General features: G+C 41.3%; 18 protein-coding genes. 15 read left to right on the top strand and 3 right to left on the bottom strand.

The window, feature by feature from the left end:
* The first annotated feature begins 230 nt into the window (after nt 1-230).
* From trpE to trpA, 7 genes are read left to right on the top strand one after another with little or no spacing between them, the layout of a single operon-like run.
* On the top strand, nt 231-1,700 hold the full coding sequence (trpE, locus tag MOZ64_RS00460; protein WP_320324656.1) for an anthranilate synthase component I: 1,470 nt from the start codon (nt 231-233) through the stop codon (nt 1,698-1,700).
* Nucleotides 1,697-2,278 carry an anthranilate synthase component II gene (locus MOZ64_RS00455; protein WP_320324655.1) on the top strand — a complete coding sequence of 194 codons (582 nt, stop codon included), beginning with the start codon at nt 1,697-1,699 and terminating at the stop codon, nt 2,276-2,278. Before trpE ends, MOZ64_RS00455 begins: the two co-directional genes overlap by 4 nt.
* Entirely contained in the window at nt 2,275-3,297 is a 1,023-nt protein-coding gene (gene trpD / locus MOZ64_RS00450; RefSeq protein ID WP_320324654.1) for an anthranilate phosphoribosyltransferase, read from the top strand. Before MOZ64_RS00455 ends, trpD begins: the two co-directional genes overlap by 4 nt.
* Nucleotides 3,290-4,078, top strand: coding sequence for an indole-3-glycerol phosphate synthase TrpC (gene trpC / locus MOZ64_RS00445; protein WP_320324653.1), 789 nt, complete (start codon nt 3,290-3,292; stop codon nt 4,076-4,078). Before trpD ends, trpC begins: the two co-directional genes overlap by 8 nt.
* Nucleotides 4,065-4,661 (top strand): phosphoribosylanthranilate isomerase, encoded by a 597-nt coding sequence (locus MOZ64_RS00440; RefSeq protein ID WP_320324652.1) that lies wholly within the window; start codon nt 4,065-4,067, stop codon nt 4,659-4,661. The genes trpC and MOZ64_RS00440 overlap by 14 nt, the downstream gene beginning before the upstream one ends.
* Nucleotides 4,658-5,842, top strand: a complete 1,185-nt coding sequence (gene trpB, locus MOZ64_RS00435; protein WP_320324651.1) for a tryptophan synthase subunit beta — start codon at nt 4,658-4,660, stop codon at nt 5,840-5,842. The genes MOZ64_RS00440 and trpB overlap by 4 nt, the downstream gene beginning before the upstream one ends.
* Complete coding sequence (gene trpA, locus MOZ64_RS00430) at nt 5,835-6,608, top strand: tryptophan synthase subunit alpha (RefSeq protein WP_320324650.1); 774 nt, start codon at nt 5,835-5,837, stop codon at nt 6,606-6,608. Before trpB ends, trpA begins: the two co-directional genes overlap by 8 nt.
* A gap of 12 nt (nt 6,609-6,620) precedes the next feature.
* Here the strand turns inward: trpA and MOZ64_RS00425 are convergent, their stop codons facing one another.
* From MOZ64_RS00425 to MOZ64_RS00415, 3 genes are all read right to left on the bottom strand, one after another.
* On the bottom strand, nt 6,621-7,889 hold the full coding sequence (locus tag MOZ64_RS00425; RefSeq protein WP_320324649.1) for an ATP-binding protein: 1,269 nt from the start codon (nt 7,887-7,889) through the stop codon (nt 6,621-6,623).
* Between the two features lie 160 nt (nt 7,890-8,049).
* Nucleotides 8,050-8,706, bottom strand: a complete 657-nt coding sequence (locus tag MOZ64_RS00420; RefSeq protein WP_320324648.1) for a TMEM175 family protein — start codon at nt 8,704-8,706, stop codon at nt 8,050-8,052.
* A 65-nt stretch (nt 8,707-8,771) separates the two neighbouring features.
* On the bottom strand, nt 8,772-10,667 hold the full coding sequence (locus tag MOZ64_RS00415; RefSeq protein ID WP_320324647.1) for a BglG family transcription antiterminator: 1,896 nt from the start codon (nt 10,665-10,667) through the stop codon (nt 8,772-8,774).
* A 230-nt stretch (nt 10,668-10,897) separates the two neighbouring features.
* Here MOZ64_RS00415 and MOZ64_RS00410 point away from each other — a divergent pair, with 230 nt between their 5' ends.
* From MOZ64_RS00410 to nagA, 8 genes are all read left to right on the top strand, one after another.
* Nucleotides 10,898-11,698 carry an SDR family oxidoreductase gene (locus tag MOZ64_RS00410; RefSeq protein ID WP_320324646.1) on the top strand — a complete coding sequence of 267 codons (801 nt, stop codon included), beginning with the start codon at nt 10,898-10,900 and terminating at the stop codon, nt 11,696-11,698.
* Between the two features lie 19 nt (nt 11,699-11,717).
* Nucleotides 11,718-12,164: a transcriptional regulator GutM gene (locus MOZ64_RS00405; RefSeq protein WP_128519333.1), complete on the top strand. Its 447-nt coding sequence runs from the start codon at nt 11,718-11,720 to the stop codon at nt 12,162-12,164.
* A gap of 17 nt (nt 12,165-12,181) precedes the next feature.
* Nucleotides 12,182-12,739: a PTS glucitol/sorbitol transporter subunit IIC gene (gene srlA, locus MOZ64_RS00400; protein WP_128519334.1), complete on the top strand. Its 558-nt coding sequence runs from the start codon at nt 12,182-12,184 to the stop codon at nt 12,737-12,739.
* Between the two features lie 18 nt (nt 12,740-12,757).
* Nucleotides 12,758-13,771: a PTS glucitol/sorbitol transporter subunit IIB gene (srlE, locus tag MOZ64_RS00395; RefSeq protein WP_320324645.1), complete on the top strand. Its 1,014-nt coding sequence runs from the start codon at nt 12,758-12,760 to the stop codon at nt 13,769-13,771.
* Between the two features lie 61 nt (nt 13,772-13,832).
* Entirely contained in the window at nt 13,833-14,198 is a 366-nt protein-coding gene (locus MOZ64_RS00390; protein WP_320324644.1) for a PTS glucitol/sorbitol transporter subunit IIA, read from the top strand.
* A gap of 10 nt (nt 14,199-14,208) precedes the next feature.
* Nucleotides 14,209-14,562: a cupin domain-containing protein gene (locus MOZ64_RS00385; RefSeq protein WP_320324643.1), complete on the top strand. Its 354-nt coding sequence runs from the start codon at nt 14,209-14,211 to the stop codon at nt 14,560-14,562.
* Nucleotides 14,563-14,582: 20 nt separating this feature from the next.
* The gene (locus tag MOZ64_RS00380) at nt 14,583-15,005 is read left to right on the top strand and encodes an SHOCT domain-containing protein (protein ID WP_320324642.1); all 423 of its coding nucleotides are present in this window, start codon (nt 14,583-14,585) and stop codon (nt 15,003-15,005) included.
* Nucleotides 15,006-15,123: 118 nt separating this feature from the next.
* Nucleotides 15,124-16,263 (top strand): N-acetylglucosamine-6-phosphate deacetylase, encoded by a 1,140-nt coding sequence (gene nagA, locus MOZ64_RS00375; RefSeq protein ID WP_320324641.1) that lies wholly within the window; start codon nt 15,124-15,126, stop codon nt 16,261-16,263.
* The last annotated feature ends 1 nt before the right edge of the window (nt 16,264 follow it).

Genomic DNA, 16,264 nt, shown 5'->3' with positions numbered 1-16,264 from the left:
ACGGTGCAAGCCAGATGGTAACAATTTCGCAAATGGACCGCTGAGGGCATAGTCAAAAGCAATGCTGAGTATTCTATGACGTAGGATCGGCGTCAACGATCAAGAATCTGTTGGGATTCTCTAAGTGTACAGGTGATAACTTGTAAAACAAGGTGGCACCGCGGGTCTATTCACTCGTCCTTGATAGTTTTTTTCTATCGGACGAGTTTTTTATTTAGGAGGTAAAACCAATGTATCCTAGCTTTGCACAAATTCAATCGTATGCGAAAGACTATCGACGCGTTCCTTTATGCACCGAGATCTTCGCCGATATGTATACCCCTGTTCAAGTTCTTCAAATTTTGCGTAATGTATCGAAGCATACCTATGTACTTGAAAGTGCAAGTCAAGATCAACAATGGGGTCGTTATTCTTTTTTGGGCTATGATCCCACCATGGAAATCACATGCACCGATGGAAATATGCATATTCGCTCCCTCGATGGAACGATAGATGAGCAATTTCAAACAGCTCATCCCAAAAATGAATTAAGAAAGATCATGGAACGATATACCAGTCCCAAAATTGAAGGGCTGCCACCCTTTAGCGGCGGACTGGTCGGTTATTTCAGTTATGACTATATCAAATATAGTGAACCCAAATTGAAGCTCCATCACCACGATACCGATTTTAAAGATATGGACGTCATGTTGTTTGATTCGGTCATCTGTTTTGATCACTATAAACAAAAGATCATCTTGATGACCGGTGTCTTTACCTCGGATTTGGAAGCCTCCTATTCACAAGCCATCCAGAAATTGGCAGCCATGAAAAAGGTATTAAAAACAGGGAAGAAAAAACAATTTGCCCCCATTCATTTGGAAGAAGACATTCATGGCGAATGTACCGAACGTGAATTTGAAGACATGGTCAATACGGCTAAACACTATATTCACGAAGGGGATATCTTCCAAGTTGTGCTGTCCAATCCCATGCGTGCCAAAGCCACTGGATCTTTATTTGATACCTTCCGCGTCTTGCGCACGTCCAATCCCAGCCCATATATGTTCTATTTTTCCAGTGAAGATATGGAAATGGCGGGAGCCAGTCCAGAAACCTTGGCGAAATTAGAAAATGATACCTTATTTACTTTTCCCTTAGCCGGTACTACCACACGCGGTAAGACACCCGCTCAAGATAAAGCCAAGGAACGAGCGCTCTTAGCGAATGAAAAAGAACGAGCCGAACACAATATGCTGGTCGATCTTGGTCGTAATGATATTGGTCGCATTGCCAAAATTGGCAGTGTATCGGTCGATAAATACATGGCCATTGAACGCTTTAGTCAAGTCATGCACATTGGTTCAACCGTGACCGGTACCATTCGTCCAGATCTCGATGCCTTAGATGCACTCGATTCCATCTTGCCCGCTGGCACCTTATCAGGAGCCCCAAAATTTCGAGCGTGTGAGATCATCGATGAATTGGAACATTCCAAACGAGGCATCTATGGAGGAGCCATCGGCTACATCGATTTTACTGGTAACTTAGATACTTGCATTGCCATTCGTTTGGTGTATAAAAAAGATCACGAAATTTGTATTCGTTCAGGAGCGGGTATTGTTGCCGACAGTATACCTGAAAACGAATATCGCGAATGCCAAAACAAGGCCAAAGCCGTTGTTCAGGCAATCCAACAAGCACAGGAGGGATTTGAATGATTTTATTGATCGATAATTACGATAGTTTTTCCTACAATGTGTATCAATGGATCGGTTCCGAATGTTCGGATATCCAAGTGGCCAGAAACGATGAAATCACCCTGGATGCGATCAAAGCGGACCGTCCCGATGCCATTGTGTTATCCCCCGGTCCCAAACGACCCGAAGATGCCGGAATCTGTATCGATATGATCCAAACCTTTTATCCAAACATTCCCATCTTAGGCATTTGTTTAGGACATCAAGCCATTGCCCAAGCCTTTGGCGCCACGATCACGTATGCCAAACAACTCATGCATGGTAAACAGGACACCATCCATGTGATCCAAGAGGATCCGATATTTGGTGGATTGAAACAATTTCCTGCGGCTCGATACCATAGCTTATCGATCCAAGCCGATACCTTGCCCAAAGAACTCAAAGTTTTAGCCAAAAGTGAGGATGACGAGATCATGGCTATCAAACATGTCAACTATCCACTATATGGATTTCAATTTCATCCCGAAAGTGTGATGACACCCGACGGACCTTTATTTATCAAACAGTTTATTTCAATGATTGGAGGACAAACAAAATGATCAAAGAAGCGATTGAAAAAATTGTAAGAAAAGAAGATTTAACCTATGACGAGGCCTATACCGTCATGAATGAGATCATGTCAGGAAAAACGTCACAAGTTCAAAATGCCGCCTTCTTGGCTGCCCTATCCACCAAGAGTGCACATATGGAAACCATCGATGAAATCAGTGGTTGTGCCCAAGCCATGCGGGAAAAAGCCATTCCCTTTGATCGCGGCGATATGGATGTGATGGATATTGTCGGAACCGGAGGAGATGGGGCCCATAGTTTCAACATTTCTACTACGGCTGCACTTGTTTTAGCTAGCGGTGGTGTCAAGGTAGCTAAACACGGCAATCGTGCCGCTAGTTCCTTATCTGGTACGGCCGATTGTTTAGAAGCTTTGGGTGTGAATATCCAACAAGATCCAGCCAAGGCCAAAGAACTCTTAGAAAAAGTTGGCATGTGCTTCTTCTTTGCGCAGAAATATCATACCTCGATGAAATATGTCGGTGCCATCCGTAAAGAATTAGGATTCCGTACCGTATTCAATATCTTAGGTCCATTGACCAATCCAAGTAAACCAAATTATTTCTTATTGGGCGTCTATGATCAATATTTAGTCGAACCGGTCGCAAAAGTGTTGACCAAGTTAGGCGTTGAACGCGGCTTTGTCGTTTATGGTATGGACAAATTGGATGAAATAAGCATTTCGGCGCCTACACTGGTTTGTGAAATTCGCGATGGCTTCTATCGAACCAGCACCATTACTCCGGAACAATTTGGCTTCCAACGCGCTTCCAAAGAAGACATTGTCGGTAGTACGCCAGCTGAAAATGCGCAATTGACCAAGGATATCCTAGCAAATCAGATCCAAGGACCAAAACGTGATATCGTTTGTATGAATGCTGGTCTTGGTTTCTATATCTATGGAAAAGCCGCTTCCATGGAAGAGGGCGTTCAATTGGCGGATCAGATCATTACCGAAAAGAAAGGATTGGCAACCTTAGAGAAATTGATTGAGGTTTCCAATGCCTGATATCTTAGAAACAATTGCTGCAGCGACAAGAAAACGAGTCGAAAAAGAAAAAGCCGAAGTTTCCCTTGATCAAGTTAAAGCCCAGGCCGAAGCCATGCCGATGGGAAATCATTCCTTTTATCAAGCCTTAGCCAAACCGGACATATCCTTTATTTGTGAGTGTAAACAAGCTTCTCCATCCAAAGGACAAATTGTGGATGTCTTTCCCTATGTAGAGATTGCGAAAGACTATGAACAAGCCGGCGCCGATGCGATCTCGGTCTTGACCGAACCCCAATGGTTTAAAGGAAAATTAGATTATCTACAAGAAATCAGTTCGACTGTTTCTATTCCTTGTTTACGAAAAGATTTTACGATCGATCCGTATATGATTTATCAAGCCAAGATGTATGGGGCGAGTGCTGTTTTATTGATTGTATCCATTTTGGATCCGGATGAAATCAAAGCGTATTTCGAATTGGCAGAATCCTTAGGCATGGATGCATTGGTAGAATGTCATGATGAAAAGGAAGTAGAAATTGCGAAAGCGGTAGGAGCCAAGATTATTGGCGTCAACAACCGGAATTTAAGAAACTTCTCCGTGGATTCGACCAATTGTTTGCGTTTGCGCCAACAAGTGGGTTCCGATTGTTTATTTGTCGCTGAAAGCGGCGTCAAAAATCATGTGGATATTCAAAAATTAGAAGATGCCCAAGTCAATGCGGTATTGATTGGGGAAACCATGATGAAAGCAGTCGACAAGAAAGCGATGTTGGAAAGGTTAAAGTATGGCCAAGATTAAAATTTGTGGTTTGCGTAGACAAGCCGATATTGAAATGGTCAATACCTATAAGCCGGATTATGGTGGCTTTATCATTGACTTTCCCAAAAGCTTTCGTTCATTGGATATAGAAGAAGTAGAGAAACTCACCAAACAATTGGATCCAGATATCATTTCCGTTGGCGTGTTTGTGAATGAAGACAACGAAGTCATTCGTGATTTATTGACACGAAAAGTCATTCAAATGGCCCAGTTACATGGTCAGGAAACGGAAGCGGATATTCAATATCTCAAATCCTTTGGTCCCATCATCAAAGCCTTTGAGATCCATAATGAAGAGGATCTAGAAAAAGCCGCGCAAAGCAGTGCTGATTATGTATTATTAGATAGTGGCAAGGGAAGTGGCCAAACCTTTAATTGGCAAATGATCCAAGCCATGGATCGTGCCTTTTTTCTAGCGGGTGGATTGGATGAAACCAATATTGAACAAGCCATTCAAACGGTTCACCCTTATGCCATCGATATATCGAGTGGGGTAGAAACCAATCGAGTCAAAGATGCCAATAAAATACGAATGTGTGTACAGAAAGGAAGAAAATTATGAGTAAAGGACGATTTGGAATTCATGGAGGACAATATATTCCGGAAACCCTCATGAATGCCGTTATTGAATTAGAAGAAGCCTACAATAAATATAAAGATGATCCAGAATTCAATCAAGAACTGGAAACCTTGTTGAATGAATATGCCGGACGACCTTCGCGTTTGTATTATGCGAAACATATGACTGAAGATCTCGGTGGTGCCAAAGTGTATTTGAAACGAGAAGATCTCAATCATACCGGTGCCCATAAGATCAACAATTGTTTAGGTCAGTGTTTGTTGGCAAAGAAAATGGGAAAGACCCGTGTCATTGCCGAAACCGGTGCTGGTCAACATGGTGTCGCAACTGCAACCGTTGCTGCTTTGATGGGCATGGAATGTGAAATCTTTATGGGTGAAAAAGATACCGAACGACAGGCATTGAATGTCTATCGTATGGAATTATTGGGTGCCAAAGTCCATCCTGTTAAATCTGGAACCGGAACGTTAAAGGATGCCGTTAATGAAACTTTCCGTGATTGGACTTCACGCATTGATGATACGCATTATGTATTGGGTTCGGTCATGGGACCTCATCCATTCCCAACAATCGTGCGTGATTTTCAAGCGGTTATCTCCAAAGAAATCAAAGCACAGATGTTAGAAAAAGAAGGACGCTTACCAGATGCTGTCATTGCGTGTGTCGGTGGTGGATCCAATGCGATTGGTTCTTTCTATCATTTCATTGATGATCCACAAGTCCAATTGATTGGTTGTGAAGCAGCGGGTCGTGGTATACATACCAAAGATACAGCAGCTACCATCGCAACCGGAAGTTTAGGTATTTTCCACGGTATGAAGTCGTATTTCTGTCAGGATAGATATGGTCAGATTGCACCGGTTTATTCCATCAGTGCTGGTTTGGATTATCCTGGCATTGGTCCGGAACATGCGATGCTGCACGATATGGGTCGAGCACAATATGTACCGATCACCGATGATGAAGCGGTTGATGCGTTTGAATATCTATCACGCACCGAAGGAATCATTCCTGCCATTGAAAGTGCACATGCCGTAGCCTATGCCCAAAAATTGGTTCCAACCTTGCCAAAAGATAAGATCGTGGTCATTACGATTTCGGGTCGCGGGGATAAAGATGTCGCAGCGATGGCACGCTATCGCGGAAAGGAGATTTATGAATAAAAATATAGAAAGAGCCTTTGATCATGGCAAAGCCTTTGTGGCTTTTGTGACTTGTGGCGATCCAGATCTTGACACCACCAAAAAGATCATCAAAGCTTTAGAAAAAGGAGGATGTGATCTGATTGAATTGGGTATTCCTTTCTCCGATCCAACGGCAGAAGGCCCGGTCATTCAGGAAGCCAATGAAAGAGCCTTATCCAACGGATGTACGACCGATGATGTCTTTGAAATGATCAAAGAAGTTCGTAAAGAAACATCCATTCCCATGGTCTTCATGACCTATGCCAATGTGGTTTTCCATTATGGTACCGAAAAATTTTGTCAAAAGATGGTGGATACGGATATGAGCGGGATCATCTTACCGGATGTACCCTATGAAGAAAAAGATGAATTTGAAACGGTATGTCATCAATATGGATTGGATTTTATCCGCATGATTGCACCAACCAGTCATGATCGTATCCAGATGATTGCCGAAGATGCCCAAGGCTTCTTGTATTGTGTATCCAGTCTAGGTGTGACAGGAACGCGTTCTAAGATCACGACCAATGTCAATGAAATGGTCGATATTGTTCGTCATGTGAGTGATATTCCTTGTGGGATTGGTTTTGGTATTTCAACGCCGGAACAAGCCAAAAAGATGACCGAAAAAGCAGATGCGGCCATTGTCGGTTCGGCCATCATCAAGATCATTGCGAAATATGGAAAAGAAGCCCCCGATCAGGTGGAAGCCTATGTGCATTCCATGGTTGAGGCCATACGGTAGAGAAGTCATTCTCTACCTTTTTTTGAGCAAAAAACGATAGAGAGGGATCACTTGGATCGTTATTCCTTTCACTTGAATGGTTTCTTCCTCTTCATGAGTGATGATGTAGTAAGATTGAGCTTCATGAAAATGCTGTACCAATTTCACTAAATTATCGACTTCTCTTTTTCGTGTATCTAGATTTTGAATGCTCCAAGCCACTTGGATTGCAGTCTGTGTTGAAGGTACAAAAAAGTCAATATAAATACCCGTTTTAGAAGATTTTAAGTAATAAATAGGATGGGCATACATTCGTAAAAGAGTAATCGCAACCAAGTTTTCTAAAAGAGCGGTATTGTTGTCATCTACAAATAAATTTAAAAAGCCATTATCCAAAAAATAGAATCGTTGAATACTTTCTTTTTCAACAAATCGTGCAAAATAATTTTGTACAGAAAAAATCAAATATGCATTTTTCGCATATTGAATATAAGAAATAACAGTATCTTTACTCATACGAAGACCAATGCTTTTTAGGGTATTATACAGTTTTGTATAGGACATTTCACTACATACGGTTTCTGCAATCTTTTTCATCAGGATCCGCAACCCCATTTCATTTCGAATCCCATTTCTTCCGGCAATATCACCAAGTAGAACTTTTTGATAAATTCCTTCTATATATGGCCGTTTGTCCAGATATAATAGCGATTCAGGCAATCCTCCTTCATGCATAAAATCATTGGCCGATTGACGAAGCTTACCAATATCACTCGATGTATACAATGCCATATCATAAGAAATATTTCTTGCGGTTACATATTCTCGAAAATTATAAGGCATGATATTTTGGGATAGATACCTACCGCCTAATCGTGCTTCCATATCTCGACTTAACATGATTGCATTACTTCCGGTAATATACATATGTGCTTTCATATCTGCCATTCTTCGTGCAAAACGTTCCCAACCTTCGATATTCTGAATTTCATCTAAAAAGTAGTAAGGGGTTCGTGTTGTTAGTTCGGCAGCCGTTTCAACAATATCGTTAAAATCTTCCATGCGAAATTCTGCAAGACGTTCATCTTCAAAGTTGATATAGATAATTTGATTCCATTTCACCCCCTTTTGAATCAAATCTTGGACCCTATCATACATTAATGTTGATTTTCCAGCTCGACGCATACCCGTTAATATATAGTTTGCATTTTCTTCAAATCGATATTCTCTTTGGATGATCGTCGCATGAGAAATGACTACATGTTGTTCCGCAATGATTCGTTTTAGTATTTCGTGATTCATGATATATACCTCTTCTCTTATTATATGAAATTTGTCGAATATAATCGACAAAAATAAAGTAAATTTGTCGATTATATTCGACAAATTTACTTCGAATAGAAAAAAGGTCTGCAATCATGAGTTCCATGAATGCGGCCATTCAATCGCGGGTACATCATTATCATCCGCCTTTTTTTGTGATGTGGTTATGAACTCTTCGTTTCAAACGAAATTGGGGAAAAAAGAAAGAAATGATAGGCAACAATAAATAGAGAACCATCGCTTCTTTTGGATATTGTGTGGCCAAACCAATCAAGACGAGATTGATCAAAAGGACACTACCGGTACGAAGAAATAAAAATGTACGGAAATAGTGGATATATTCATTGAATCGTTGGTGGTGTGCCATATAAAAAAGCAACAATTCCAGCAACGAAACCAAAAGATATAAGATGCCATAACCAATCACGGATGCTTCTGTAGAAGTGTGCATGACCCATTTGGTCATGACCGGGATCAAGGCTAAAAATGCCAACAAGATGAAATCAACGACGACGATGCTATGATCGGCTGTATCCAAGGTCAAAAAGGTGCGATGGATATCGTACCAGAAGTTCGCAATCACAAAAAAGCTGATAAAAAAGATCAAGATGGTGCCCAGAAACGAATGGAACGATACATCGCCATGCGGATAGGGAAGTTCCAGGGCCATGATGGTGATATATATGGCAATCACACCATCATTGAATGTTTCCAAATGCGCTTTGGTTTGTTTCGGCAATTCATCTTGTACTTTTCGATACATATTCATTGCCTTTTTTTTATCGATTTGAGCCATATAACTCCCTCTTTTCTTGACAAAATTATAGCTTATTTTCAAAGAAAAAGAAGCAGTTGTCTGCTTCAAATCCGTTTATATAAGACCCGTAATAATTCCGGTTGGGTCTTGCATTGCGTGATCTTTTGGATCAAATCATCATCCTTGACGATGGTCATGATCTCATCATAGATCCGAATCAGCAATTTATCGTTTTCTTCAACATTCTTTGGTAGACCCAATAGAATGATGATTTGAACATCATCCACAGGATGCGAGAAAATTCCAAACGCAATGACCAATTCATTACTGATTGTTTGAATGGTATGAGGTAAGGCCAGCAGATGACCAAAGATCATCGTTCCTTTTTTCTCACGATCATGCATGCGTTCTTTAAAGCCTGCATCGACGGATCCTTCATCAATCAAACAATCCATCATGAAATCACAAGCCGATGTATAGGTATCATAATCACTCAAGTCAAAGAAGTTTTCTTCTTTTAATAAATTGGCTAATACATACCAGTTATCGTCCATGCTCGTATTGCTGGGTTGCCAATATTCAGCTTTCTTTAAGCGTGAACGTAATTCATCTTCATCAAAGATTTCACGAATATAGATGACAGGTCGATTGAGATCAAAATCAATCGGTACCGTAGATAAGACGACATCATAAGCATTCAATTTATCGGGTGCGATCTCATTGGGCGTAAATGTATCCACACGTGTATCACTATCGACAACATGTTGCAATTGAACCATGATCAAACGACTCGTAACAATACCCGAACCACAAACCAAGGCCATATGTTCATTGCGATGATGCAAGTTATTGACTTCGATAAACACCCCAAAGTAGGTAGCTAGAAAGCCAATTTCGCTTTGTGGGATCTCAACATTAAATTTCTTGGAGACGACATGCGCAGCAATGGTTGCCATTTCAAACGCAATAGGATATTTTTTCTGAATTTCTTCAATCAGTGGATTTTCCACTTTGATACCATAGCGCAAGCGATTGATCATAAACATCAAATGATACATAAATTCTTCGGTGAATTCATAGGTATCAATTTGAATATCTAATTGATCATTAATGGCTTTTGTGATTTCCTCGGTCAATGGTGTGATCCTGTCATCCAATTTGATATTGTAGAGTTCCTCTGCATTGGTTGGTGTTCGCATACCAATGATTGGCATCAACATATAGATCTTTTCTTCAATCGGGAAGTCCACTTGCAGCAAATGTCCTACTTGATCGACCACGGTATTCACAAAGCCGAAGCCATCACGAGCTGCCAAAGCATAATAATACGTAGGTAAATGACCAATAAAATGTCCTTTTAGAAAACGGTCCATCATCAAGATAAAATAGTTCTTAAATTGTTGCTGAACGCGATCCGAAAAAGGATGACGAGTAAAATTGCTTTGGATAGTATCCAATATTTCTAGATCAATGGGATAATCATTAAATAAAGCATCATAACAGTTTTCAATCACATATCGACGAATATTGATTTCATTCCCTTGCAGGATCAATCCCTGACTGGTCTTGCCAATGATCGATAAATTATAAGGTTCAATCGTTTTCCGTAATTTTTTTAGGTCTTTGATCAATGTGGTACGGCCCACATTCATTTCATAGGCCAGATCATCGGTCAATACCGGTGAAAAAGAAAACATCAATTTACCAAAAATATAGTCCATTCGACGTGATGGTGAATTCATCAGATCATCGGTCGCAATAATATGACTATAGGCGGTTTGGAAGGAATCCACATCAAAGATGCGCAAGCTACAAATGCCCTGATCGGTTTCGATGATGCCACTATCTCCTAAGGTTTCATTGATAGTCTTGATGTCATTGCGAATCGTACGATCCGATACACTCAGTTTTTGCGCTAATAAATCAATAGAAAGGCTTGTACCACCACGCATTAAAGATAAGATATCCGCTTGTCGGTTATCGCCAAATAAACTCTTCATACAAGTCCTCCACTCTCTTACTTAACTATATAATAAACTAAAGGTGGGTTGTTAAATTAGGATTTTTCATCCAAAATGCAAAAAGGTGTATTAATGAATTTCGCAAATTTGGAAAAGAGGTGACCTATTTTCTTTCTTTTTCTTGGAAAAGGAACGCATTAAATGAAAGGGGTTTCTCGCCTATGATATGCGTGTAAACAGAACCTGAGGCGTTCAAAAAGGAGGAGAATATGTCAGAAAGTTGGTTAGGTTTAGAGGATAAAGTTATTATCGTAACGGGTGGTGCTTCCGGTATCGGAAACCATGTAGTCACTACATTGGTCAAGGCCGGTGCCAAAGCGGTTATCGTTGATTTGACAGTCAAAACCGGTGAAGAAAAAGATGGCGCTTACTGTGTACAATGCAATGTCACTGATCCAGACAGTGTCAATGCGATGACAAAAGCGGTATTGGATAAATATGGACACATTGATGGCTTGGTCAACAATGCCGGTATCAATAAACCAAGATTGCTGGTCGATGTCAAAGGTGAACATCCGGAATATGAACTGGATGTGAAAACATTCGATCAAATGTTTGCCGTCAATGTCAAAGGTTTGTTCTTGGTCGCTCAAGCCGTTGCTCGTGAATTGATCAAACAAGGACATGGAGCCATCGTCAATATGTCCAGTGAATCCGGTAAAGAAGGAAGCCAGGGACAAAGTGCTTATTCCGCTACAAAGGGTGCTTGTGACAGCTTCACTCGTTCCTGGGCAAAAGAACTTGGTAAATATGGCGTTCGCGTCGTAGCCTGTGCACCTGGTATCATGGAAGCAACCGGACTTCGTACTCCAGCGTATAACGAAGCATTAGCGTATACACGCGGTGTGAAACCGGAAGATCTTTCAACCGATTACAGTAAACAGGTACCGCTTGGACGTGATGGAAAATTGGATGAAGTCGGCAACCTGGTTGCATTCTTAGTATCGGATCGTGCAAGTTATATCACAGGTACGACATACAATATTTCCGGCGGTAAATCACGCGGATAGAATTTAAAAAGGAGGAAACATGATGATCTGGTTATATGCATTGGTGATTGGCATCGCATTTGTCATTCAGTTTGTATTGAGCTCAAAACAAATGTCACAGTTCAATAAAGAGTTTGTAGCTCTGCGACGAAAAGGTAAGGTGGTTGTCGGTCGAAAATCGGGCGGATTCTTTGCAGGAGCCATCGTCATGTTCCAAATAGATGACAATGGTGTGATTCAGCAAAGCAAGAAGATCGAGGGAACAACGTTCCTGGCCAAAGTAAAAGATTTTCCTGGATTTGAAGGTATCTATGTGCGAGATCTAAGTCGCGAGATGGTACCCAAGTCACATCGGAATTTGCGAAAAGCCGTGGAGGATGCCGCTTTGACGTATTCCAAATATGTAGCTGGTGAACCAATTCCGGATGCACCAAGTCCAGCGCAGAAGCTGAAGCTCGCCTTTGCCAGAAACAAGTCAACAGATTGACGGAAAGGTAGAGAAATATGAACGCAATTGTTAGTTTCGCAAAAGGTTTTATGAATTTGTTCGCATTAGGTGGACAGCAATTTACATCGTGGGTTACCGGTATCATCCCGACAGTCGTAATGCTGTTGGTATTGATGAATGCCATCATCGCTTTAGCCGGTCAGGAATCGGTAGACAAGGTCGCTAAGGTTTGTGGAAAGAATCCGGTATTACGTTACTTTGTATTGCCATTTATTTCCGCATTTATGTTAGGTAACCCGGTTGCATTGTCAATTGGTAAATTCTTGCCAGAATTCTACAAGCCAGCTTATTATGCATCCGCAAGTTATCACTGCCATACCAACAGCGGTATCTTCCCTCACATCAACGCTTCCGAGTTGTTCATTTACTTGGGAATTGCGAATGGTGTCACTAAATTGGGATTGGATGCAACGCCATTGGCTGTTCGTTATCTATTAGTAGGATGGGTTGCCAACTTCATCTCTGGATGGGCAACAGAATTCACAACAAAATATGTTGAAAAACAACAAGGCATCAAGTTAAATCGTAGCTTTGACAAAATGGGTCAAGAATAATAGCAAGGGAGCAAGAGTATGTCAAAATTAAGAGCAATTCGTATTGAACGCGGGCCACAGGGATTTGGTGGACCATTGGTGATCAAACCAACCGAAAAGAAAAATAAAGTTATGTACATCACAGGCGGTGGAACTCCTCCTGAATGCTTGGATAAGATCGTTGAATTGAGCGGTATGGAACCTGTCGACGGTTTCCATGGATCGGCACCGGAAGATGAATTGGCGATGGTCATCATCGATTGTGGTGGAACCCTTCGCTGCGGTATCTATCCGCAAAAACGTATCCCAACTGTCAATGTCATGCCAGTAGGTAAATCCGGACCTTTAGCGCAATATATCACGGAAGATATCTATGTATCAGCTGTTACTTCTAAACAGATCTCTTTAGCTGATGAAAGCGAAGCCGCTGCTGTGGAAGCTGCTCCAGCCAAAGAAGAAAAACCAAAAGGCAATGGTTTCAATGCGGATCAAAAAGTATCTGAGACCTTGGCTGCCCAAAAGAATAAATCCATGATGACTCGTATTGGTTTGGGCATGGGAAAATTTGTCAACACCTTCTATCAATCGGCACGTGATGCGATCCAGACATGTATCACAACATTGCTGCCATTCATGGCATTCGTCAGCTTGCTGATCGGTATCATCAATGGATCTGGATTTGGTAACTGGTTTGCGTCAATCTTGACACCATTAGCTGGTAACGTCTTTGGATTATTGATCCTAGGTATCATCTGTTCCATTCCAGGTTTGTCAGCTTTGTTAGGTCCAGGAGCCGTTATCGCACAGATCGTTGGTACTTTAATTGGTGCTGAAATCGGTAAAGGAAACATCGCCCCTCAAATGGCATTGCCTGCATTGTTCGCTTGTAATACCCAGGCAGCCTGCGACTTCATCCCTGTTGGTTTGGGATTGGCAGAAGCTGAGCCAGAAACCATTGAAGTTGGTGTTGTCAGTGTCATGTATTCAAGATTCTTGACTGGTTGGATCCGTGTATTGATCGCGTTTGCAGCTAGTGCAGGATTGTATGCTTAATGATATAATTAATTAAAAAAAATAAAATACTACAATATTGAAGAAAAGGAAGGAATTCGACATGGAAGAAATTTATAAGAATCAGGTAAAATCAATTGGAAAAGATGTAGGTGCATTTGCAGGAGCTGACTTTCTGATCATCTTTGGTGATAGTGCACCCGCCGAATTAAAAGACTACTGCTATGCCGTTGATGTCAATCCGATCAATGGGCAGATCAAAGCAGGCGATGTACTCCGCTTTGATGATCAAGAATATACGATCACGAGCATTGGGGATGAAGCCCCCGTTACTTTGACAGGCTTAGGACACTGCACGATCCGTTTCAGCGGTGATACGACACCGGAAATGCCTGGCAGTATGTATGTTGAAAAAAAGCCATTGCCTGAGATCCATGTCGGTACCGTCATTCAAATTGTAAGAAAATAGGTGAAAGTGTATGGAAAAAGAAGGCATCCATGAATATTTCCAAGTCGATGTCAATCAATTCCCCCACAACAATTCACAAACAGGTAAACTGATGCATCAGTTTACCTTCCACGAAGATGGGCATGGTGGGTTGATAAAAAAGATCCGCTATGATAAAGGAACGATCATTCCTTGGCATTGGCATCATTGTGGCCATGGTTTCTATGTTCTAGAAGGAACGTTGGAAACCAATCAAGGTTCGTATAAACCAGGTGATTTTGTCTGGTTTGATGCCAAGACCAAACAATGGCATGGAGCCGGTGATCAAGAAGATGCACTTGTGCTCTTTGTCACCGATAGTTCATGTGATATGAATTATCTATAAAAGAAAAGGAGGCAGACATTGTGGAGTTTGAAATTGAAGGCACGCTCAAATTGCCTACGCTCTATTTTGATGATGAAAAATTGGTCGTCAAAGAACGAGATGGTTCAAAAAAAGTTTATGCCTATACAGATATGAGTCATTTTGAACTATCGTATAAACAAATGTTTGCCAACTTTGCGACCTTTTCCTTTCAATATCAGAAGAAGTCGATCGTCATTCCGTATAATAAACTCTATACAAAGAAACTGGAACATGCCGTCGATCAAATCAAAGAAAAACAAAGGCAACCTAAAAAAAACTCTTTTTCCACCTTTGTTTTCGATGATTTGCCAACCGATCCTTTTGAATTCATGAAAAAATTCAAGGAAATGCTGGATTTGGGAATCATCACCCAAGAAGAATTTGAGGAAAAGAAAAGGGAAGCGTTTCACTTGGAAAAGTAAAGCATAAGGAGCAAGACCATACACTTGCTCCTTTTTTTGGTCTCTTTCTATCCAGACCATTTTTCGCTATAATAGAACCAGGAGCAAAAAAGACTTGAAATTATAGGGAGGTTTTCTTATGATCATTCAAAGTAAACGTGTCTGGATCCAAAATATTTTCATGCCAGCACAAATTGAAATCGAAGATCAAAAGATCAAACAAATTTATGCATATGGACAAAAGAGCGTTGATGTCGATTATGAAGATCAACGCATTGTTCCTGGCTTTATCGATCAACATACGCATGGAGCGTATACTTTTGATACCAATGATGCCAATCCCGAAGGATTGCGTCATTGGACCCGACAAATTACGGATGAAGGCGTAACGGCACTTTGTCCAACGACCATTACCCAAAGTCATGAAGTATTATCAGCAGCTTTAAAAAATGTAGCCGATGTGGTTGAAAATGGCTATGAAGGTGCAGAAATCTTAGGCATCCATTTTGAAGGACCGTATTTGGATAAGGAACACAAAGGCGCACAACCCGAAGAATATTGTGTAAAGCCCAATGTGGAAGAGTTCAAAGCCTATCAAGCCGATGCCCATGGCTTGATCAAAGTTATCACCATGGCTTGTGAACACGATGAAGACTTTGCCCTGACGCACTATTGTGCAACCCATGGCATCTTAGTTTCGCAAGGTCATTCTGGTGCTAGTTATGAACAAGCTTGTCTGGCAATTGCCAATGGCGCCCGTTCGATGACTCATGTTTATAATGGCATGACGGGTTTTCATCATCGTCAACCAGGCCTTGTTGGTGCAGCCCTGCGTTTTCGTGATGTCTATGCCGAATTGATCTGTGATGGTCGACATGTTGATCCAGCTGCCATCAATGATTTATTTATGAGCAAAGGACGCGATGGAATCATTCTAATTTCGGATGGGTTAAATGCGAAAGGCTGTCCTGTCGGTAGTCGTCATCTGTTTGGTGGCCATGAAATTGAAGTCTATCCCGATGGTAGTGCCCATCTTGTACAAGCCGGTAACTTAGCGGGGAGTACTTTGCGGATCAATCGCGGTCTTCAAGTGGTTGTAGAACAAGCGCAAGTGCCTTTTGACTACGCGATCAATGCATGTACGATCAATCCAGCCCGAGCCTTAGGCGTAGATGATCGCAAAGGCAAATTATGTGCTGGCTATGATGCCGACATTGTCGTTTTAGCCGATAATTATGATGTCGTGCAAACCTATGCACGTGGAAGGGCATGGAAATGAG

This window comes from Absicoccus intestinalis (assembly GCF_033971885.1).
Taxonomy (GTDB): domain Bacteria; phylum Bacillota_I; class Bacilli_A; order Erysipelotrichales; family Erysipelotrichaceae; genus Absicoccus; species Absicoccus intestinalis.
This window is presented reverse-complemented; position numbering and strand designations above follow the sequence as displayed.